Consider the following 19276-nt stretch of genomic DNA (forward strand, 5'->3'; position numbering starts at 1 on the left):
AGGCTCTTCATTAGCGATTGGCGCTGGTTGCGACAAGGGCACGGGCGGCGGCGATATCTGCATGGATCGCCGTCTTGAGCGCCTCCAGAGAGGCAAAACGCTGCTCTTCACGCAGCTTATGGTGGAAAACCACCGTCAAACGCCGGTCATACAGATCGCCGGCAAAATCCAGAACATGTACTTCGAGGTGGGCCTTGCCATCCCCTTGGACCGTAGGTCGTACGCCGATATTGGCGACACCGGGCCAGGTCTTGCCGTCGATCTCGACACTCACCAGGAACACCCCGGTCAGCGGCACACGACGACGCTTGAGTTGCACGTTGGCCGTTGGCGTGCCCAATTGGCGCGCCAGTTTCTGCCCGTGCAGGATCCGCCCGGCAATCCGGTACGGCCGGCCAAGCAAGCGCTCGGCCAATTCAAAGTCGGCAGCCGCCAGGGCATTGCGGACCTGGGTGCTGCTGACGCGCAAGCCGTCCATCTCGACAGTCTGCGCCGCTTCGACGGTAAACCCATGGGCGATACCGGCTTGTTGCAGGTAGTCGAAATCCCCGGAGCGGTCGCAGCCGAAACGGAAATCATCGCCGACTTCCAGATGCTTCACATCCAGGCCGTCCACCAGGATGGTCTTGACGAACTCTGCAGCGCTGAGCTTGCTCAGGCCTTGGTTGAAGGCCAGGCACAGGACCCGGTCGACGCCTTCGGCGGCCAGCAATTGCAGTTTGTCGCGCAACCGGGCCAGACGGGCCGGGGCGGTATCCGGGGCGAAAAACTCCCGCGGCTGCGGCTCGAAAATCACCACGCAGCTGGGCACGCCCAACTCCAGTGCACGCTCGCGCAGTCGCGCCAGAATAGCCTGGTGGCCACGGTGAACACCGTCAAAGTTGCCAATAGTGGCGACACAGCCCCGATGCTGGGGGCGCAGGTTGTGGAGGCCTCGGACCAGCTGCATAACGCGCTTCTTGCTCATAAAGTGGCCGATTATAACCACACCCGGCGGCCGACGACAGGCAACACCGCACCCCAAAGTGATCGAACCGACAAAACCACTGCCCAGCCCGGGATTATCGGGTGCTTGCCCTCAGCTCAAGGCCTTGCGATTGAAGTCACGCAGACGGAACCCCATCAGCAGCAACATGCCGAAATACGCCACCACACCGGCAACCACCAGCACACCCAAGCGCAGGAACCGCTCGAGCATCTGCCCTTCGCCCCAGGCCGGCATGAAATGCATCGCCCCCAGCAAAACCGCCGACATCACCGCCACGGCCACCACCAGCTTGAGGCCGAATTTGCCCCAGCCCGGCTGCGGCTGATACATCTTCTGCTTGCGCAACTGGTAAAACAGCAGCCCGGCATTGAGGCACGCGCCAGCGCTGATCGCCAGGGCCAGGCCGGCGTGGGCCAACGGGCCGATGAGCATCAGGTTGAACAATTGGGTCATCACCAGGGTGAAAATGGCGATTTTCACTGGCGTGCGAATGTTCTGCTGGGCATAGAACCCCGGCGCCAGCACCTTGATCACGATGATCCCGAGCAGGCCCACCGAGTAGGCAATCAGCGCACGCTGGGTCATCAAGGCGTCGAAGGCGTTGAATTGACCGTATTGGAACAGCGAAACCGTCAGCGGCTCAGCCAGGATTCCCAGTGCCAGGGAACAGGGCAAGACCAGCACGAAACACAGGCGCAGGCCCCAGTCGAGGATGCGCGAGTACTCCTGGCGGTCCTGACTGGCGTAGGTCTTGGCCAGGGTTGGCAGCAGGATCGTACCCAGGGCCACACCCAGCACGCCGGACGGCAATTCCATCAAGCGGTCGGCGTAATACATCCACGACACCGAACCGGCCACCAGGAACGAGGCAAAGATGGTGTTGATGATCAGGGAAATCTGGCTTACCGACACCCCGAGGATCGCCGGCAACATCTGCTTCATCACCCGCCACACGCCGCTGTCGCGCAGGTTCAGCCGTGGCAGGACCAACATGCCGATCTTTTTCAGGTGCGGCAGTTGATAAAGTAATTGCGCCAGGCCACCCACCAGCACCGCCCAGCCGAGGGCCATCACCGGCGGATCGAAATACGGCGTCAGGAATACCGCGAACACGATCATGCTGACGTTGAGCAGGGTCGGCACAAAGGCCGGTACGGAAAAGCGGTTCCAGGTATTGAGGATCGCCCCGGCCAGGGACGACAGGGAAATCAGCAATATATAAGGAAAGGTCACCCGCAGCAGGTCCGAGGTGAGCTGGAATTTTTCTGGCGTATCGGTGAAACCCGGGGCCGTGGCCCAGATTACCCAGGGCGCGGCGAGCATGCCGGCCGCCGTGACCAGCGCCAGCACCAACGTCAGCAGGCCGGTGACGTAGGCAATGAACGTGCGGGTCGCTTCGTCGCCCTTCTGGCTTTTATATTCCGCCAGGATCGGCACGAAGGCCTGGGAGAACGCCCCTTCGGCGAAGATCCGCCGTAGCAGGTTGGGCAACTTGAAGGCGATGAAGAAGGCGTCGGTGGCCATCCCGGCGCCGAATATCCGTGCGATCAACGTATCGCGAACGAACCCCAGGACGCGGGAAAGCATCGTGATAGAGCTGACGGCGGCCAACGATTTGAGCAGATTCATGAAAAGAGTTTTTGCCTGTCGATAAACAGCAGGCGAACAACGCGCCCACTTGTGCGATACTCCGCGCCGCTAAACAGTGCAGAGCCAAAGTCCGCGAGTTTACAGGTCGCACGCCGGAAAGAAATCCTTCGGTGCGCAGCACCTGCCATTCAGCGGAACGCGTCACCCGCCCTTGACAAGACTTCAACTCATCGGCATGATTCGCGGCCTATTTTGTTTGCTATTTCCCAAAAAGTCTTTCGAGGAGCTCGACGGTGGCCAACACACCTTCCGCCAAAAAACGTGCAAAACAGGCTGAGAAGCGTCGCAGCCACAACGCCAGCCTGCGTTCCATGGTCCGTACCTACATCAAGAACGTAGTTAAGGCCATCGACGCAAAAGACGCTGAAAAAGCTCAAGCTGCTTACGTTCTGGCTGTGCCAGTTATCGACCGTATGGCCGATAAAGGCATCATCCACAAGAACAAGGCTGCTCGCCATAAGAGCCGTTTGAATGGCCACGTAAAGGCCCTGAACGTTGCCGCTGCTGCCTAAGCGACGCGCTCGTTAAAAAACCGACCTCAGGGTCGGTTTTTTATTGCCTGCGATTTAACACCCCTCCTTGCGGAAGCAGTGGATCAGCTTGCCTTAATACTGAATGCACCACCGCATCGCGAGCAGGCTCGCTCCCACATCAACTCCGAGACACTCACACAAATCGCATCCACCACAAATCCCTGTGGGAGCCGAGCTTGCTCGCGATGGCGGAGAGTCAGCCTGCATCCATGCTGGGCGTGCCACCGCTATCGCGAGCAAGCTCGGCTCCCACATCGGTTCTCGGTGCGCTGCATATCCACTGCCCACCAGAGACCCCTTGTGGGAGCGAGCCTGCTCGCGATGGCGTCAGTGAAAACAGATACCTCCACTAAAGCCCCGCACTATTCGCCAAAGTTGAAAACCACCGGCTTCGGCGGAGGACAGCCTCCCGGTGGTGGGAAATTCTGCACCCCCGCCTCGTCGTAGCCGGTGTAACAACCCACTATCTTGTCACCCTTGAAGTTCATACGGCGCTCAACCACACCCGTCGGGTAGTAGTAGACCGTCTCACCTTCGCGCTTGGCGTACGAGTAGTCCTTGTATTCGCGCCCCTCGACCGTTATCAGGCGAAAGCCCTGCTTGGCTTCAGAGAACTTCAACTGGCCATTGGGGTAGTAGTCGTTACGAGTCACGCGATCATCAGGCCCCAACAGCACCTCCCGGACCTTGCGCCCATCCTGGGTGTGGCGGGCACTTTGCTCATTACCGAACAGGTAATCACTCTCCGAGTCGAAATGCGCATTGTTGAAAGCCCCGCGCTGTTTGCCGCAAAGCTTGATACGGGTGTATTTCCCATCAGGCACGTGGCAATAGTTCCTGTCCGCGATCAGCACCCCAGTCGCATCAAATGACTGCAGGTTGCCAATGGGCTCATCCCCCTCGTACGTCGCCACCGTATCGGGCTGGCCATTGGGATGATAGAGACGAAAGGCGCCCTCTCGCGAACCATGGCGCCACGAGATATCCGACAGCAGCACGGCACCATCATCGGTATAGGTCAGCGCCCGCCCTTCGATCTGGCCGTTGACATAGCTGGCCGAATAGATGAGTTTGCCATTGGCCGCATAGGCTTCTTTCAATCCATCCAACACACCCGCGCGGTAATGCTCGACGAGCCGCAACACACCTGCGGCATCCACTTCACGCAATTCGCCTTGCTTCTTGTCGGCGACGAAATCGACGGTCTGGACACCACCGCCTTCCACCTTCAATGTCCAACGGCCTTCTCGAACACCTTGCACGTAACGCCCCTCACCCCACGGCATTTTCCAGTCACCGTGCTGCATCCCCGCCACGAAATCGCCGCGCTGGACCACCTCACCATGGCGCACGCGCTCGGAAGGCCCGTCAAAATCGCCGTGTTTGTATGTATCGAAGCCGGACATCGCCCCCTCATCGTCCTGCGCCTCGATCGTCCAGCGCCCCTCATAGAAATCGTCGACGATCATGCCCTTGGAAACCGTGCCGCCATCACTGACGACCCACGGCCCCTGGCGCAGTCCATCCACATAGGCGCCGGTGGACGCGTAGCCCGACTCGTCGAACTCCGCCCACTTGCCCGACCTCTTGCCCTGGACATAGGCACCCAGCGCCCAGAGCCGCCCGTTACCCAAGAACGCCCACGCCCCATCCTCGGAGCCCTGGTACACCTCTGGACGGGTTTCCCAGGCCATCCTGCTGACACGATAGGCAGAGCCCACATCCTCGTCCTGAGGCGGCACGCGCTCATAAGTCAGCGTGAGCCAGCGTCCTTCGCGCTGCTGAAAAGTCTTTTTGTAGGTGTCGCGATGAGGGTCCTCTGGCGGCTGCCCCACTGACGCCGGGACACCGTCGACGCCAAAGTACCCCACCAGCGTGCCACTCGCGGGCTCCAGCGTGTCGAACTCGGCGATACCGGTCTTGGGCAAAACGGCGCTGTAATCGTAGGGCGGCAACTTGCCCAGCTCTTTCTGGACCAGCGCGGCAGTGAGGACCTTGCGATCAGCGGCGATACGATCCAATACCGACTGCAATGTCTCGAGCCGGCGATAACCACCAGTGGACGGCACGAACCGATAACCATGAAGGGCATACTGCCCCTTTGCCCGCGACAGCACGACCAGCGTCTGGAGATCACTGTCGAGGCTGGCGTAGAACACCGACTCGACACTCGCATCGCCATATCTGTCGAGCACTTGCGGGACGCCATCCGGCGAATCACACAGACATGAGTAGCCCACGACACCCTCGGCCTCGCGGATAAATGCCAGCGTCGCCCCACTCTCCTGGGAAGTTTTTATCAGCGGATGGGCCAGGATTTTTTCGCTATAAAACGGCTCGGCCAAAGCCCCGACGGACACCGAACAGCCCAATACAAACAACAGCAAAAACGCACGCATACGAATCCCTTCGCGCCAAAAGCACAACAAATCCATGGAGATAAAAAAAGCGAGCCGATCGGCTCGCCCGTCATTCGCTACTTAACGCCAAGGCAAGATCGGAATAGCCGTCACCGCGTTCTGCGGGCTGCCCTCGATCACGCGATCGCTGTAGACCAGGTACACCAGCGTATTGCGCTTCTTGTCGAGGAATCGCACCACTTGCATGGTCTTGAACACCAGCGAAGTGCGCTCACGGAACACCTCTTCGCCATCCTTGAGCTCACCCTTGAAGCTGATGGGCCCCACCTGGCGGCAGGCGATGGACGCCTCGGCGCGATCCTCGGCCAGACCCAGGCCGCCCTTCACGCCGCCGGTCTTGGCCCGCGACAGGTAACAGGTCACGCCATCCACCTTGGGATCGTCGAACGCCTCGACCACGATCCGATCGTTCGGCCCGACAAACTTGAACACCGTCGACACTTGGCCAATTTCTTCGGCCGAAGCCAGCAGCGGCACAGCCAGCAGCAAGCCGATCAATCCTTTTGCCAAACCCATGATTTTTCCTTAGACGAGGATCAGGTTGTCACGGTGAACCAGCTCGGGCTCCGCCATGTAACCCAACAGACCGACAATCGCATCAGACGACTGACCGATGATTTTCTGCGCTTCCAACGCACTGTAGTTGGCCAGGCCACGGGCGATCTCGCGACCGTCCGGGGCCACGCACACCACCATTTCGCCCCGACGGAAACTGCCTTGTACCAACTTCACACCCACCGGCAGCAGGCTTTTGTTGCCTTGGGACAGGGCCGTCACAGCACCAGCATCCAGCACCAAGGTGCCACGGGTCTGCAGATGCCCAGCCAGCCACTGCTTGCGCGCCGCCAACATGCCACGCTCCGGAGAGAGCAAGGTGCCGATCCGTTCGCCAGCTTTCAGGCGATCCAGCACCCGCTCCAAGCGCCCACCCACGATGATGGTGTGAGCCCCGGACCGCGCCGCCAGACGCGCGGCGCGCAGCTTGGTCTGCATGCCACCACGGCCCAGCGCACCACCCGTGCCACCCGCCACCGCGTCCAGCGCCGGATCGTCGGCGCGGGCTTCGTAGATCAGCTTGGCATCGGGATTGTTGCGCGGATCGGCATCGAACATGCCGTCGCGATCCGTGAGGATCACCAGCAGATCCGCCTCCACCAGGTTCGCCACCAGCGCGGCCAGGGTGTCGTTATCGCCGAAACGGATCTCGTCGGTGACCACCGTGTCGTTCTCGTTGATCACCGGGATGACTTTCAGCTCCACCAGCGCGCGCAAGGTACTGCGGGCATTGAGGTAGCGCTTGCGGTCGGACAGGTCATCGTGGGTCAGCAGGATCTGCGCCGTATGGCGACCGTGCTCGGCGAAGCTTGATTCCCAAGCCTGCACCAGGCCCATCTGGCCGATGGCGGCGGCAGCCTGCAGCTCATGCATCGCGCTGGGTCGCGACGTCCAGCCCAGGCGGCTCATACCGGCGGCCACAGCCCCGGAAGAGACCAATACCAGCTCGACGCCAGCCTCATGCAAGGCCACCATCTGCTCGACCCACACCGCCATTGCCTGGCGGTCCAGGCCCTTGCCATCTGCCGTCAGCAGTGCGCTGCCGATCTTCACGACCCAGCGCTGCGCACCCGTCACCTTGCTCCGCATCATCTTCAACCTTTGCCAGCGAACGGCGCGACCCAGCGCCGCCCATGGGATTATTCGTATTTGCGTTTTACAGATACCAAAACGCCGCTCGAATGAGCGGCGCCTTGGAAACCGGCTGATTGCGATGATAACACCGCACTGGACCAGTTAATGCCAGCCACCCGAGAATCCTTGGGGGGATCAAGCCTGTGGGAGCAAAGCTTGCTCGCGATGGCCTCGTCACACTCAACACCTTGGCTGACTGCAAACCGCTATCGCGAGCAAGCTTTGCTCCCACAAATTCGCCCACACAGGTACTGGCTTCAGCTAAGTGGCATCAGCACAAGATCAGTCGCGGACGTAGATGATTTCCGGACCGTCTTCGTCATCCACATCTTCTTCATCCCAATCGTCGTCACCGATGTCATGGACCGACTTGACGCCGCTGCGACGCAGGGCACGCTGGTCGTCCAGCGCCTGCAACTGGGCACGAGCCTCGTCTTCGATGCGCTGGTCGAGCTCGGCCAGCTCTTCCTTGTAGGCCGGATCGTTGGCCAGGCGGTCGGCGCGATCTTCCAGGTAACGCATGATGTCATGGCACAGGCGCTCGGTGCCGTCTTTGGCGATGGCCGAGATCACGTAGACCGGACCTTCCCACTCCAGGCGATCGACGATTTCCTTGACCCGCTCCTCATGCTCTTCTTCAAGGATCTGGTCGCACTTGTTCAGCACCAGCCAACGGTCGCGCTCAGCCAGGGCCGGGCTGAACTTGGTCAGTTCGTTGACGATGACTTCGGCGGCATCGGCGGCACTGGTTTCATCCAGTGGCGCCATGTCCACGAGGTGCAGCAACAGACGGGTACGGGACAAGTGCTTGAGGAAACGAATCCCCAGGCCTGCGCCCTCGGAAGCCCCTTCGATCAACCCTGGAATGTCGGCGATCACGAAACTCTTCCAGCGGTCGACGCTGACCACGCCCAGGTTCGGCACCAGGGTGGTGAACGGGTAATCGGCCACCTTCGGCTTGGCCGCCGACACCGAGCGAATGAAGGTACTTTTACCGGCGTTCGGCAAGCCCAGCAGGCCCACGTCAGCCAACACTTTCATTTCCAGCTTCAGGTCACGCTGCTCGCCTGGCTTGCCTGGCGTGGTCTGGCGTGGCGCACGGTTGGTACTGGATTTGAAACGGGTGTTGCCCAGGCCGTGCCAGCCGCCATGGACGACCAGCAGACGCTGGCCGGCCTTGGTCAGGTCGCCAATCACTTCCTGGGTGGCCGAATCGATCACCGTGGTGCCGACTGGCACGCGCAGGATCAGGTCTTCGCCCTTCTTGCCGGTGCAGTCGGTGCTGCCGCCGTTGGAGCCACGCTCGGCATCGAAGTGCCGGGTGTAACGGTAGTCCACCAGGGTGTTGAGGTTTTCGTCGGCGAGCATGTAGATCGAGCCGCCGTCGCCCCCGTCACCGCCGTTCGGGCCACCGTTTTCAATGAATTTTTCCCGACGGAAACTCATGCAACCATTGCCGCCGTCGCCGGCCTTTACTCGAATCGATACTTCATCAACAAACTTCATGACACACGCCTCTCGCCATACGGACGAGCCAAAAAAACAAGACATAAGACTCTTGCAAAAATGAGCGCAGCGACCTGATGACACGCCCCAACCGCAGCGCCGACAGCCCATACAAACAGTTTTGCAAGAGACTCACCCCACAAACGAAAAAGCCCCGTCGCAAGACAGGGCTTTTCCAGCGATCTCGCAATTAAGCTGCGACAACGCTCACGTAACGGCGGTTGAACGCGCCCTTTACTTCAAACTTGATCACGCCTTCGATTTTCGCGAAGAGGGTGTGATCTTTACCCATGCCAACACCGTAACCGGCGTGGAATTGGGTGCCGCGCTGACGCACGATGATGTTGCCCGGAATGATTTTCTGGCCGCCATACATCTTCACGCCAAGGCGTTTGGCTTCTGAGTCGCGACCGTTACGGGTACTACCACCAGCTTTTTTGTGTGCCATGAGTTCAATTCTCCTAGTGAGGAATTAGGCTGAAATTAAGCCTGAATACCGGTGATTTTGATCTCGGTGTACCACTGGCGGTGGCCCATACGCTTCATGTGGTGCTTACGGCGACGGAACTTGATGATGCGGACTTTATCGTGACGACCTTGGGAGATCACTTCAGCCACAACGGTAGCGCCAGCAACGACTGGAGCGCCGATATTCACGTCGTCGCCATTGGCGACCAACAGAACGCGATCAAAAGTCACGGATTCGCCAGTAGCGATTTCCAGTTTTTCGATCTTCAGGTATTCACCTGGGGCGACCTTGTATTGCTTGCCACCAGTAACAATTACTGCGTACGACATGGTATTTCTCCGATAATCCTGCTCACCCAGCGCTTTATAAGAAGAGGTATTGGCTGGCATGGCTGCATGGGCTGGAAGGCCCTGATGCAATTGCGTAAGGCAGGTGCTGCCCAGGAAGTTCAGGGTGCGCGATTGTACGCAAGGCGCAACAGCCTTGCAAGTAGCCGTCCATCGCGCCTTGACAGGCCTGGGTGGGGGTCCTAGCATGCCGCGCAACCCTTCTGGAGCACCTGTCGCTGATGCAACCCCAAGCTTTCTACCGCACGGTGGCGGACGATTTTAGCGCCGTCGACGGCATCATCAAGAAGCAGCTGACTTCCCGAGTGCCGCTGGTATCGAAAATCGGCGACTACATCACATCGGCCGGCGGTAAACGCCTGCGGCCTTTATTGGTGCTGTTGTGCGGCAAGGCCCTGGGTCGCGAAGGCGACGACATGCGCCTGCTGGCCGCCACCATCGAATTCCTGCACACCGCGACCCTGCTGCACGACGACGTGGTCGACATGTCCGGCATGCGGCGTGGTCGTTCGACCGCCAACGCCATGTGGGGCAATGCCCCGAGCGTGCTGGTGGGCGACTTCCTGTATTCGCGCTCGTTCGAAATGATGGTCGAGCTGGGCTCGATGCCGGTGATGAAGATCCTGTCCCAGGCCACGCGCATCATCGCCGAAGGCGAAGTGCTGCAGTTGTCCAAGGTACGCGATGCCAGCACCACCGAAGAAACCTACATGGAAGTCATCCGCGGCAAGACCGCGATGCTCTTCGAAGCCTCGACCCACAGCGCCGCCGCCCTGGCCGGTGCCAGCGCCGAGCAGAGCGAAGCGCTGCGCACCTTCGGCGACCACCTGGGCGTGGCCTTCCAGTTGGTGGACGACCTGCTCGACTACAAGGGCGATGCCGAGACCCTGGGCAAGAACGTCGGTGACGACCTGGCCGAAGGCAAGCCGACCCTGCCGCTGATCTACACCATGCGCGAGGGCACGCCTGAACAGGCAGCACTGGTTCGCCAGGCGATCCAGAAAGGCGGGATCGAAGACCTGGAAAGCATCCGTGTCGCGGTCGAAGCGTCCGGCTCGCTGGACTACACCGCGAACCTGGCCCGGGACTACGTTGCCCGCGCGATCAAATGCCTCGACGCCCTGCCGGCCAGCGAATACCGCGATGCGCTGGTGGAACTGAGCGAGTTTGCGGTCGCCCGTACGCACTGACACACAGGGCTTTTTGTGGGAGCAAGGCTTGCCCGCGATACAGGCGACTCGGTTTCTGAAGGACCGCATCGCCCCCATCGCGGGCAAGCCTTGCTCCCACAAATTCTCCCTCGCCACAAAAGCCCCGCATCACCCCCCTCGCCACAAAACCCTATATAATGTGCGCCCTTTTGCCCTCCTGATACCCAAGGAACCTTAGTGAGCACGTTGCCTCCCTGCCCGAAATGCAATTCCGAATACACCTACGAAGACGGTACTCAACTGGTCTGCCCGGAGTGTGCCCACGAATGGTCCGCCAGCGGCGAAGCTGAAACAGTGTCCGACGATACCGTGAAGAAAGATTCGGTCGGCAACGTCCTGCAGGACGGCGATACCATCACCGTGATCAAGGACCTCAAGGTCAAGGGCACGTCGCTGGTGGTCAAGGTCGGCACCAAGGTCAAGAACATCCGCCTGTGCGATGGCGACCACGACATCGACTGCAAGATCGACGGCATCGGCCCGATGAAACTCAAATCCGAGTTCGTCAGAAAAGTCTGATTCTGCTGTATTCCATCCCACACCCCGCGTGTGGGATGGAGCTTCGCCCTCTGCGCTTCGCCCCCATTTCCCGGACATCAGCCAAGTGCCAGCCATTCTGGGCTGCCATAACCCATCGTCAGAAAAACAATCGCAACGCCAATAGAGACTTGCTATTTAGCGAATAAGAATTATTCTCATCGAACCCCATCAAGGAGATGAGAACCATGACTTATTTGATCGATGCCTGGCTGGACCGCCCACATCCCTACCTCAGGATCCTGCATCGGGAAACCGGGGAAGTCTGTGCGGTGCTTGAAGAAGAAGCCCTGAACGAGCTGCAGGACCAGGGGGATCTGGACCTCAACAGCCTCAATTCCAGCGAGCCGTTGGTGCTCAAGGAGCTGGTGCGCAATCTGTTCCTGTTCTGCTACGCCCGGGCGTTGCGCCCGACGGGTGATTTCAGCGGCAGGTTCCACGGATGAGCGTAGAAATCATGTGGGAGCGAGCTTGCTCGCGATGGCGGTGTATCAGTCACGAAAGTGTCGACTGACAGTCCGCTTTCGCGAGCAAGCTCGCTCCCACAGTTTTTTGTCCGGCTGTAAAACCGGACAGGGTCTTACAGTACGTCCAACAACTCGACGTCAAACACCAGCACGCTGTGCGGTGGAATGCTGCCAACGCCTTGAGCGCCGTAAGCCAGTTCGCTCGGCACGTACAGGCGCCATTTGCTGCCGGCGTTCATCAGTTGCAGGGCTTCGGTCCAACCTGGGATCACGCCGCCTACCGGGAATTCGGCTGGCTGGCCACGATCGTAGGAGCTGTCGAACACAGTGCCGTCGATCAGGGTGCCGTGGTAATGGGTACGCACCTGGTCTTCACGGGTCGGCTTGGCGCCTTCACCTTGGGTCAGCACTTCGAATTGCAGGCCGGAAGCCAGGGTGGTGATGCCTTCTCGCTTGGCGTTTTCGGCCAGGAATGCACGGCCTTCGCCAGCGGCGGCTTCAGCCTTGGCAGCGGCTTCAGCTTGCATGATTTCACGGATGACCTTGAAGCTGGCGGACATTTCGTCCTGGCCCACGCGGCTTGGCTTGCCGGCGAACGCGTCGGTCAGGCCGGCCAGGATGGCGTCCAGGCTAACGCCCGGTGGCGGGTTGTCGCGCAGTTGGTCGCCCAACTGACGGCCAATGCCGTAGCTGACGCGGGTTTCGTCGGTGGACAGGTTAACTTCGGACATGATGCTGCTCCGCTGTGCGGACGGCTCGAGAATTGCCGTGTGTGCCACAGCGCCTCCCGGAGCGCCCGGAACCAAAAGGGCGAGCAGACTAGCACAGATGCCACCACGGGTGACGAGCCCCCTGCGCCAAAGCAAGCCGCCAGAAACGACAACGCCCGCCTGCAATTCTACAGGCGGGCGTTGCGCCAGGGCGGTGAACGGACCTCAGTGCTTGGTCAGTTTGTCCAGGTAGCCCATGGCAAATGCCGAGACCACAAAAGTCATGTGGATGATCACGTACCACATCAGGTGCTCGGGATCGACGTTCTTGGCGTCCATGAAAATGCGCAGCAGGTGGATGGAGGAAATGGCCACGATCGAGGCAGCGACTTTCATCTTCAGCGACGAAGAGTCCATCGTGCCCAGCCAGTTGAGCTTTTCCTTGTCGTCGGCGATATCCAGTTGCGAGACGAAGTTCTCGTAGCCGGAAATCATCACCATCACCAGCAGGCCGCCCACCAGCGCCATGTCGATCAACGACAGCAGCACCAGGATCAGGTCGGACTCGGCCATGGAAAACACGTTGGGGATGACGTGAAAAACTTCCTGGAAGAACTTCAGCGCCAGGGCCAGCAAGCCCAGGGACAACCCGAAGTAGATCGGCGCCAGTAGCCAACGGGAGGCGTACATTGCGTTTTCGATAAAGCGTTCCATTGAATCTCATACCAGGGCTGAAAAATCGCGGCGAGTATATCAGCCACGACCGGCCCCACAAACGCCGGGCCCCTCCCTGGTCCCTGCCCTTGTGACAAAATTTTACTGCCGGTGCCCGTGCGGTGATGGCCTTCAATGCAGCGGACGAAACTCGAAGCCGCCGACGTTGCGACAACGGCCTCCATTGATCTCACGCAGTTGGGCTTGCATGTGCAGGGACCAGATCTGCGGGTCGTCGGCCAGCTCGTAGCCGTGCAGCGTCAGGCTTTGCACAATGGTATCGAGGATGGTTTCGGCGGCAGTCGGGCCGGGGAATGGCCCTTGGGCCTTGATGGCAGAAGGTTGTTCACCGGCCATTCCGGCGGCGAAGAGCAAGGTCCACATACCGGTATCTCCCGCCAGGGGGCGGATGGCGCATTCGATACGGGTGACAAGGCCCAGGCATTGACGAGTGAGGCAAAGGTTGCGCGACATGGCGGCGCCCCTCGGTAGATCCGGTATTCAGCCCCTGGAGGAGGCTGTTTCGATCCGATGATGACTCTCGTTATCCTTGAGCTGAGGATAGAAGAAAAGTTCCGGCCGCAAGGACTTTCGAGACCAGAATACGCCGAGCGGTCACAGTGTGAATATTGACGCCAAAGTGGTGGCGTTTTTTAGTGATAACCCACAAAACATTGATTGTGAGAGCAAGCCTGTGGGAGCAAAGCTTGCTCGCGATGGGGTTGTCACATGCAACACTTCTGTTGACTGGACAAACGCTATCGCGAGCAAGCTTTGCTCCCACAGGCTGTTCTCCCACAAGCTCGCTCCCACAGGGGGGCTTGCTGCGGTCAGGAAAACATCAAGCCGGCTTGGCCTCCGCCAATGCCTGCTGTGCCAGTTCCTTTTCCGCTTCCTTGATGTCGTCTTCGCTGATCATCTCCGCGATCACCCGCAGCCGCTCCACCACGCGGGCGTTGACGCTGCCCTCGGGGAACTCGCCGTTTTCGTCCGGCTCGCCAGCAGGCTCGCCCACCAACAGGCTCAGGGCTTCATCGGCCTGACGCACCGCATAGACATGGAACTGCCCGGCGCGCACGGCGGCCAGCACTTTCTCGTCGAGCATCAGGGTCGCGACGTTGGCCTGGGGAATGATCGCCCCTTGCTCACCGGTCAACCCGCGGGCTTCACAGAGGCGGAAGAAGCCTTCGATCTTCTCGTTGACCCCGCCCACCGCCTGCACTTCACCGAACTGGTTGATCGAGCCGGTAATGGCGAAGCACTGCTTGAGCGGCGTCTTCGACAGGGCCGAGATCAGCGTACACGCCTCGCCCAGAGACGCGCTGTCGCCGTCCACGTAACCGTAGGACTGCTCCAGCGCGATGCTGGCCGAGATCGCCAGCGGGAACTCCTGGGCATAACGACTGCCCAGGTAGCCGGTCAGAATCATCACGCCCTTGGAGTGGATCGGCTGGCCGAGGTTGACCTCCCGCTCGATGTCGACGATACCGCTGCCGCCCGGGTACACCGTGGCGGAAATCCGCGCGGGTACACCAAACGCCGAGTCGCCGACCTCAAGGACTGTCAGCCCGTTGCATTTGCCCACGGCCGCGCCGGCAGTGTCGATCAGGATGATCCCCGCCAGCATGTCGTCGAGGATTCGCGCCGAGACACGCCCGGTGCGGGTGGCCTTGGCCTTGAGAGCGCGTTCGATGTGACCGGCGTCGGTCATCTCGTCACCGGCCAGCTGGCGAATGAAATCCGCCTCGCTGACCAGTTGGAACAGATCACCGATACGCGCCGACAAGCGCCCCTGGTGTTCGGCCAGACGCGCACTGTAGGTCGCCAGGCGCGCTACCGCGTCGGCGGTCAGCGGCGCCATGCCCTCTTCCGAAGTGCGGGTCTTGAGCAACTGGGCGAACTGCTCCAGGCTCTCGTCGCCCATCGGGATGTCTTCGTCGAAATCCACCAGCACGCGAAACATTTCCTGGAAGTCCGGATCCAGGTCCTGCAAGGCGTAGTAGAGCTGGCGGGCGCCGATGATCACGACCTTGACCTGCAGCGGAATGTGCTGCGGCGTCAGGGTCACCGTGGCCAGCCGGCCCAGCTCACCCAGCGGCGATTCCATTTTCAGCTTGCGCGATTGCAGGGCCCGCTTGAGCGCATCCCACACGAACGGCTCACCGAGCATTTTTTCCGCTTCCAGAATCAGGAAACCGCCGTTGGCCCGGTGCAAGGCGCCCGGACGCAACTGCCGGTACGTGGTGTAGAGAGCGCCCTGGTCGGTGCTGTATTCGATGCGACCAAACAGGTTGTCGTAGGTCGGGTGCGGCTCGAACACCACTGGCGCGCCGCCGCTGAACGGATGCCCGACCACCAGGCTCGGGGCGTACTGTTCCTCCAGCAGCTTGCGGGCGATGGCGTCGGTCTTGCTGTCGTCCACCAATTGCTCGACCACGGTCTTGAGCAGATAGACCTGCATGGCCTGCAGGTAGCCGCAGACCGCAGCGTTCTCTGCGTATTTCTCCGACAGTGGTGCCAGCAACGGTTGCAGGGCCAGGGTGATGGTTTCTTCATTGAGCTGGCGCAGCTGGTTGCTGGACTCGCGCTTCCATTGCGGCAGGCTGGCGAGCTCCTCGTTCAAGCGCTCTTCCAGGCCCGAGATGTCCTCATGGAAACGCTCGCGCTCGGCTTCCGGCAACTGGGCGAATTCCGCTTCATCCAGGGCCTTGCCTTCGCTCATCGGCGTGAAGGCGATGTTGCTGCTGTCACGGTACAGCGCGACATCCTTCTCCAGCGCCAGGCGCTCGATCACGTCCAAGGCGCGGTCATAGCGCTGGTTGAAGGCGCGGTCGATGGCACTTTTCTTCTGCTGGTAGGACGGGTGTTCGAATACCGCCGGGAATGTCGCCAGCAAGTTGTCGATCAGGCCGTTGATGTCGGCGATGAAAGCACCGGCCGTGCCTGACGGCAGTTCCAGGGCACGGGGTTCGCGAGGCTCATCGAAGTTGTTGACGTAGACCCAGTCCGCCGGGGTCTGCAGGCGCTTGCCTTCGGCCTTGAGGTAGCGTTTGACGAACGAAAACCGGCCAGTGCCGGGCTCGCCCATGACGAATACGTTGTAACCGGGGCGCGGCATGGCCACGCCGAACTGCAAGGCTTCGACCGCACGTTCCTGGCCAAGCACACCGCGGAAGGGCTCCAGATCATTGGTGGTAGAGAAGCTGAACTGTTCAGCGGAAAACGGACGGGTCAGCGCTTCGGGCGCTAGACGCAAGCTGGCAGCAACAGGATCAGGCATCGGGCTTCCTTACATCAGGCGGGGCAGATAGCGGCATTCTGGCGCTGCCTGTACCTGACTGGCAAGGAGCGCCTCTGCCCAAAGCATAGTCAAAGGGGAAACCACGGGCGGGGCCCAGTAGACAGGCGATCTCCCAGTAATGTTTTTGCAAAATGTCACGGAACCCCTGGATCGTGCCTAAACTCCAAATTGCGCGGCTGGAACAATAACCGGCCCACTGGCTGCTATAGGGCCAGACCCTGTCCATCGGTATGCACATAAAGAGAACATAGCTATGAAACGGATTCTTCTCGGTACTCTCTTCACCGCTGTATCCATCAACGCCATGGCTCAGGCGCCGGGCGGCCCGGATTGCGGCTGGGGCAACATGCTGTTCGAAGGTCAGCGTGGCACTCCGGCACACTTCCTGGCATCCACTACCAACGGCACGTCCGGTAACGCTACCTTCGGCATGACATCTGGCACCAACGGTTGCTCGACCAACGCGGCACTGACCTACGGTGGCAAGTCCTGGCTGGCCATGAATGGCATGATGAACGAGCTGTCCGAAGACATGGCCAAGGGTCAGGGCGAAGCGCTGACCACCTATGCCGTGGTACTGGGCGTGGCGCCGGAAGACCGCGCACACTTCTCCGCTGTGACCCACGAGCACTTCCAGCAGATCTTCAGCAAGGCTGACGTGACCGCCGAAGACGTGCATACCAACACCCTGGCCGTGCTGAAAAGCGATCCTCGCCTGGCCAAGTACGCCACTCAAGCTTAAGCTCGACACCACTCGCTCCTCTCGGGGAGCGGGTTTTCTTTTTGGGGCCCCTTCGGTCTTTATTTTTCGCCTTTCCAAGTAGCCGACTATGCTCAAACGCCTTGCCTGGCTGGCGCTCTGTGTGTGCGCCCCGCTGTCCGCCGCGCCTCATGTCGACCCTCAACGTTTGCAGCAACTGGCCAATGACCGCTTCTGGATTTCCCTGGGCCACTACGAAACCGCCAAGCTTGGCGGTTGGCGCAGCTATATCAGCGACAAAAAATTCTTCCTCGCGCCCGATGGCAACGAACATCCCGAGCGTGAACTGAGCGCCACGCTAAAAGCCCTGTACGGCCCGGCCAGCGCCGGCCAGCAGCATGCCCAGTGCGTGTACCCGGCGCGAACGCGCTGGCTCAAGGCCCAGCTCAACCTGACGGATCTGCCGGCCGTTACCTGCAGCGACTTCAACCAATGGTTCAAGGACGTCTCGCCCCACAGCGCGGTGATGATCTTCCCCGCCGCGTACCTGAACAGCCCGTCCTCGATGTTCGGCCACACCCTGCTGCGCATCGACCAGGCCGATGTGCAAAGCGACAAGACCGCCCTGCTCAGCTATGCGATCAATTTCGGCGCCTACATCGAAGGCTCGGACAACAGCATCCTCTATGCCTGGAAGGGCCTGATGGGCGGCTATCCCGGCCTGTTCGCCCTGGTGCCGTACCAGGAAAAACTCTCCGAGTACCGTAGCCTGGAGAACCGCGACCTGTGGGAATATCGCCTGAACCTGAGCCAGGCGGAAACCGAGCGCATGGTCGAGCACGTCTGGGAACTCAAGCAGATTCAGTTCGACTATTTTTTCTTCGACGAAAACTGCTCCTATCGCCTGCTCGAATTGCTGCAAGTGGCTCGCCCCAGCCTGCGCCTGACCGAACAATTCCCGCTGACCGCGATTCCCACCGACACCGTCAAGGCAGTGAAAGAATCCGGCCTGGTGGAAAGCATCCAGTATCGACCGTCCCGTGAACGGGAACTGCTCAGCCGCGCCGAACCGCTCAGCGATGATGAACAGCAATGGGTACTGAAAGTCAGCGCCGACCAGCAGCAACTGCAAGCCCCCGGCTTCAAGGCGCTGCCGCGCGAACGCCAGGCGCTGATCATCGATGCGGCCTATCGCCTGGAGCGCTATCGCGCCAACGGCCAGGAACGTGATCCGCAGCGCTCCCAGCGCAGTTTCGAACTGTTGCGGGCGATCAACCAGAACCCCGCGCCGGAACTCGATATCCCGCAACCGGGCCTGCCCGAGGACGGTCATCAATCGCGCACCTGGCAGGCTGGCCTCGGCACGCGAGGCGACCGGGCGTTCGGCGAGTATGGCTTGCGCATGGCCTATCACGATCTCAACGACAACGCCGAGAGCTTCCCCTTGGGCGCGCAGATCGAAATCCTGCAATTGAAACTGCGCCAGTACGAAGGCAATGACTGGCAGGTGCAACAACTGGACCTGGCGACCATTCGCTCCCTGACCCCACGCAACGAGCTACTGCAACCGCTGTCCTGGCAGGTCACCGGCGGCCTGGAGCGGGTGCCGGGCAAACACGACGACGAAACCCTGGTCAGCCACGTCAACGGTGGCGCGGGTGGCACCTGGGCGCTGGGCGAAGAGGTGCTGGGTTTTGCCCTGGGCACGGTGCGGGTCGAGCACAACAATGACTTCGCCCAATTCATCGCCCCGGCTGCCGGTTTCAACAGCGGGGTACTGTGGAAAAACCCGCTGGGCAACCTGAGCCTGGAAGCCAAGGGTGATTATTTCGTCAACGGCGAAGTGCGTCGCAGCCTGAGCTTGAATCAACAATGGGAATTGTCCCGCAACCTCGGCCTGCGCCTGAGTGCACAGCGGGAATTCAGCCAGTTGGCCTCGCCGGAAAACGAAGTGATGCTTGAGGTGAAGTGGTACCACTACTGACCATGGCCTGCGCAACGAACGGATTAATCACCACGCTTTCACGCCTTACT

The 19276-nt window shown here is 60.5% G+C and carries 18 protein-coding genes; 6 read left to right on the forward strand and 12 right to left on the reverse strand.

Annotation, left to right across the window (positions count from 1 at the left end):
• Positions 1–10 precede the first annotated feature (10 nt).
• Together ribF and murJ are read right to left on the reverse strand one after the other, a co-directional pair.
• Positions 11–949 (reverse strand): bifunctional riboflavin kinase/FAD synthetase, encoded by a 939-nt coding sequence (gene ribF, locus LOY50_RS24580; protein ID WP_214512588.1) that lies wholly within the window; start codon positions 947–949, stop codon positions 11–13.
• A gap of 129 nt (positions 950–1078) precedes the next feature.
• The gene (gene murJ / locus LOY50_RS24585) at positions 1079–2617 is read right to left on the reverse strand and encodes a murein biosynthesis integral membrane protein MurJ (protein WP_214512587.1); all 1539 of its coding nucleotides are present in this window, start codon (positions 2615–2617) and stop codon (positions 1079–1081) included.
• A gap of 254 nt (positions 2618–2871) precedes the next feature.
• Between murJ and rpsT the strand changes: the two genes are divergently transcribed.
• Positions 2872–3150, forward strand: a complete 279-nt coding sequence (gene rpsT, locus LOY50_RS24590) for a 30S ribosomal protein S20 (RefSeq protein ID WP_003185593.1) — start codon at positions 2872–2874, stop codon at positions 3148–3150.
• A gap of 383 nt (positions 3151–3533) precedes the next feature.
• On the opposite strand, the gene LOY50_RS24595 is transcribed toward rpsT, so the two are convergent.
• The 6 genes from LOY50_RS24595 to rplU all read right to left on the reverse strand — a co-directional run bounded on the left by LOY50_RS24595 (position 3534) and on the right by rplU (position 9584).
• Positions 3534–5570, reverse strand: a complete 2037-nt coding sequence (locus tag LOY50_RS24595; protein ID WP_258689413.1) for a hypothetical protein — start codon at positions 5568–5570, stop codon at positions 3534–3536.
• Positions 5571–5651: 81 nt separating this feature from the next.
• Positions 5652–6107 carry a CreA family protein gene (locus LOY50_RS24600; RefSeq protein ID WP_003205733.1) on the reverse strand — a complete coding sequence of 152 codons (456 nt, stop codon included), beginning with the start codon at positions 6105–6107 and terminating at the stop codon, positions 5652–5654.
• A 9-nt stretch (positions 6108–6116) separates the two neighbouring features.
• Positions 6117–7235 carry a glutamate 5-kinase gene (proB, locus tag LOY50_RS24605; RefSeq protein ID WP_018600988.1) on the reverse strand — a complete coding sequence of 373 codons (1119 nt, stop codon included), beginning with the start codon at positions 7233–7235 and terminating at the stop codon, positions 6117–6119.
• Positions 7236–7562: 327 nt separating this feature from the next.
• Entirely contained in the window at positions 7563–8786 is a 1224-nt protein-coding gene (cgtA, locus tag LOY50_RS24610) for an Obg family GTPase CgtA (RefSeq protein WP_018600990.1), read from the reverse strand.
• 190 nt (positions 8787–8976) lie between these two features.
• Positions 8977–9234 carry a 50S ribosomal protein L27 gene (gene rpmA, locus LOY50_RS24615; protein ID WP_003176049.1) on the reverse strand — a complete coding sequence of 86 codons (258 nt, stop codon included), beginning with the start codon at positions 9232–9234 and terminating at the stop codon, positions 8977–8979.
• Between the two features lie 35 nt (positions 9235–9269).
• Entirely contained in the window at positions 9270–9584 is a 315-nt protein-coding gene (rplU, locus tag LOY50_RS24620) for a 50S ribosomal protein L21 (RefSeq protein WP_003176051.1), read from the reverse strand.
• A gap of 239 nt (positions 9585–9823) precedes the next feature.
• On the opposite strand from rplU, the gene LOY50_RS24625 reads away from it, so the two are divergent.
• The 3 genes from LOY50_RS24625 (at position 9824) to LOY50_RS24635 (ending at position 11796) form a co-directional block, all read left to right on the forward strand.
• Positions 9824–10792 (forward strand): polyprenyl synthetase family protein, encoded by a 969-nt coding sequence (locus LOY50_RS24625; RefSeq protein WP_024617321.1) that lies wholly within the window; start codon positions 9824–9826, stop codon positions 10790–10792.
• Between the two features lie 198 nt (positions 10793–10990).
• On the forward strand, positions 10991–11332 hold the full coding sequence (locus LOY50_RS24630; protein ID WP_003205741.1) for a zinc ribbon domain-containing protein YjdM: 342 nt from the start codon (positions 10991–10993) through the stop codon (positions 11330–11332).
• A gap of 206 nt (positions 11333–11538) precedes the next feature.
• Entirely contained in the window at positions 11539–11796 is a 258-nt protein-coding gene (locus tag LOY50_RS24635) for a hypothetical protein (protein ID WP_003205743.1), read from the forward strand.
• Between the two features lie 134 nt (positions 11797–11930).
• On the opposite strand, the gene LOY50_RS24640 is transcribed toward LOY50_RS24635, so the two are convergent.
• The 4 genes from LOY50_RS24640 to LOY50_RS24655 form a co-directional block, all read right to left on the reverse strand.
• Positions 11931–12548 carry an FKBP-type peptidyl-prolyl cis-trans isomerase gene (locus tag LOY50_RS24640; RefSeq protein WP_003205746.1) on the reverse strand — a complete coding sequence of 206 codons (618 nt, stop codon included), beginning with the start codon at positions 12546–12548 and terminating at the stop codon, positions 11931–11933.
• Positions 12549–12752: 204 nt separating this feature from the next.
• Positions 12753–13241: a TIGR00645 family protein gene (locus LOY50_RS24645; protein ID WP_014340287.1), complete on the reverse strand. Its 489-nt coding sequence runs from the start codon at positions 13239–13241 to the stop codon at positions 12753–12755.
• A gap of 132 nt (positions 13242–13373) precedes the next feature.
• On the reverse strand, positions 13374–13715 hold the full coding sequence (locus tag LOY50_RS24650; RefSeq protein ID WP_186730510.1) for a hypothetical protein: 342 nt from the start codon (positions 13713–13715) through the stop codon (positions 13374–13376).
• A 367-nt stretch (positions 13716–14082) separates the two neighbouring features.
• Positions 14083–16521 carry a Lon protease family protein gene (locus LOY50_RS24655; RefSeq protein ID WP_253469518.1) on the reverse strand — a complete coding sequence of 813 codons (2439 nt, stop codon included), beginning with the start codon at positions 16519–16521 and terminating at the stop codon, positions 14083–14085.
• Positions 16522–16795: 274 nt separating this feature from the next.
• Between LOY50_RS24655 and LOY50_RS24660 the strand changes: the two genes are divergently transcribed.
• The gene (locus LOY50_RS24660) at positions 16796–17284 is read left to right on the forward strand and encodes a DUF3015 domain-containing protein (protein ID WP_003185616.1); all 489 of its coding nucleotides are present in this window, start codon (positions 16796–16798) and stop codon (positions 17282–17284) included.
• A gap of 88 nt (positions 17285–17372) precedes the next feature.
• Positions 17373–19226 (forward strand): DUF4105 domain-containing protein, encoded by a 1854-nt coding sequence (locus tag LOY50_RS24665; RefSeq protein ID WP_258689415.1) that lies wholly within the window; start codon positions 17373–17375, stop codon positions 19224–19226.
• The last annotated feature ends 50 nt before the right edge of the window (positions 19227–19276 follow it).

This window comes from Pseudomonas sp. B21-010 (genome assembly GCF_024749325.1).
In the GTDB taxonomy this organism is placed as follows: domain Bacteria; phylum Pseudomonadota; class Gammaproteobacteria; order Pseudomonadales; family Pseudomonadaceae; genus Aquipseudomonas; species Aquipseudomonas kilonensis.

Bases quoted from the DNA above. Each gene is read 5' to 3' on its own strand.
- ribF (WP_214512588.1), bottom strand. From the start codon at position 949: ATGCAGCTGGTCCGAGGCCTCCACAACCTGCGCCCCCAGCATCGGGGC.
- murJ (WP_214512587.1), bottom strand. From the start codon at position 2,617: ATGAATCTGCTCAAATCGTTGGCCGCCGTCAGCTCTATCACGATGCTT.
- LOY50_RS24595 (WP_258689413.1), bottom strand. From the start codon at position 5,570: ATGCGTGCGTTTTTGCTGTTGTTTGTATTGGGCTGTTCGGTGTCCGTC.
- LOY50_RS24600 (WP_003205733.1), bottom strand. From the start codon at position 6,107: ATGGGTTTGGCAAAAGGATTGATCGGCTTGCTGCTGGCTGTGCCGCTG.
- proB (WP_018600988.1), bottom strand. From the start codon at position 7,235: ATGCGGAGCAAGGTGACGGGTGCGCAGCGCTGGGTCGTGAAGATCGGC.
- cgtA (WP_018600990.1), bottom strand. From the start codon at position 8,786: ATGAAGTTTGTTGATGAAGTATCGATTCGAGTAAAGGCCGGCGACGGC.
- rpmA (WP_003176049.1), bottom strand. From the start codon at position 9,234: ATGGCACACAAAAAAGCTGGTGGTAGTACCCGTAACGGTCGCGACTCA.
- rplU (WP_003176051.1), bottom strand. From the start codon at position 9,584: ATGTCGTACGCAGTAATTGTTACTGGTGGCAAGCAATACAAGGTCGCC.
- LOY50_RS24625 (WP_024617321.1), top strand. From the start codon at position 9,824: ATGCAACCCCAAGCTTTCTACCGCACGGTGGCGGACGATTTTAGCGCC.
- LOY50_RS24635 (WP_003205743.1), top strand. From the start codon at position 11,539: ATGACTTATTTGATCGATGCCTGGCTGGACCGCCCACATCCCTACCTC.
- LOY50_RS24640 (WP_003205746.1), bottom strand. From the start codon at position 12,548: ATGTCCGAAGTTAACCTGTCCACCGACGAAACCCGCGTCAGCTACGGC.
- LOY50_RS24645 (WP_014340287.1), bottom strand. From the start codon at position 13,241: ATGGAACGCTTTATCGAAAACGCAATGTACGCCTCCCGTTGGCTACTG.
- LOY50_RS24650 (WP_186730510.1), bottom strand. From the start codon at position 13,715: ATGTCGCGCAACCTTTGCCTCACTCGTCAATGCCTGGGCCTTGTCACC.
- LOY50_RS24655 (WP_253469518.1), bottom strand. From the start codon at position 16,521: ATGCCTGATCCTGTTGCTGCCAGCTTGCGTCTAGCGCCCGAAGCGCTG.
- LOY50_RS24660 (WP_003185616.1), top strand. From the start codon at position 16,796: ATGAAACGGATTCTTCTCGGTACTCTCTTCACCGCTGTATCCATCAAC.
- LOY50_RS24665 (WP_258689415.1), top strand. From the start codon at position 17,373: ATGCTCAAACGCCTTGCCTGGCTGGCGCTCTGTGTGTGCGCCCCGCTG.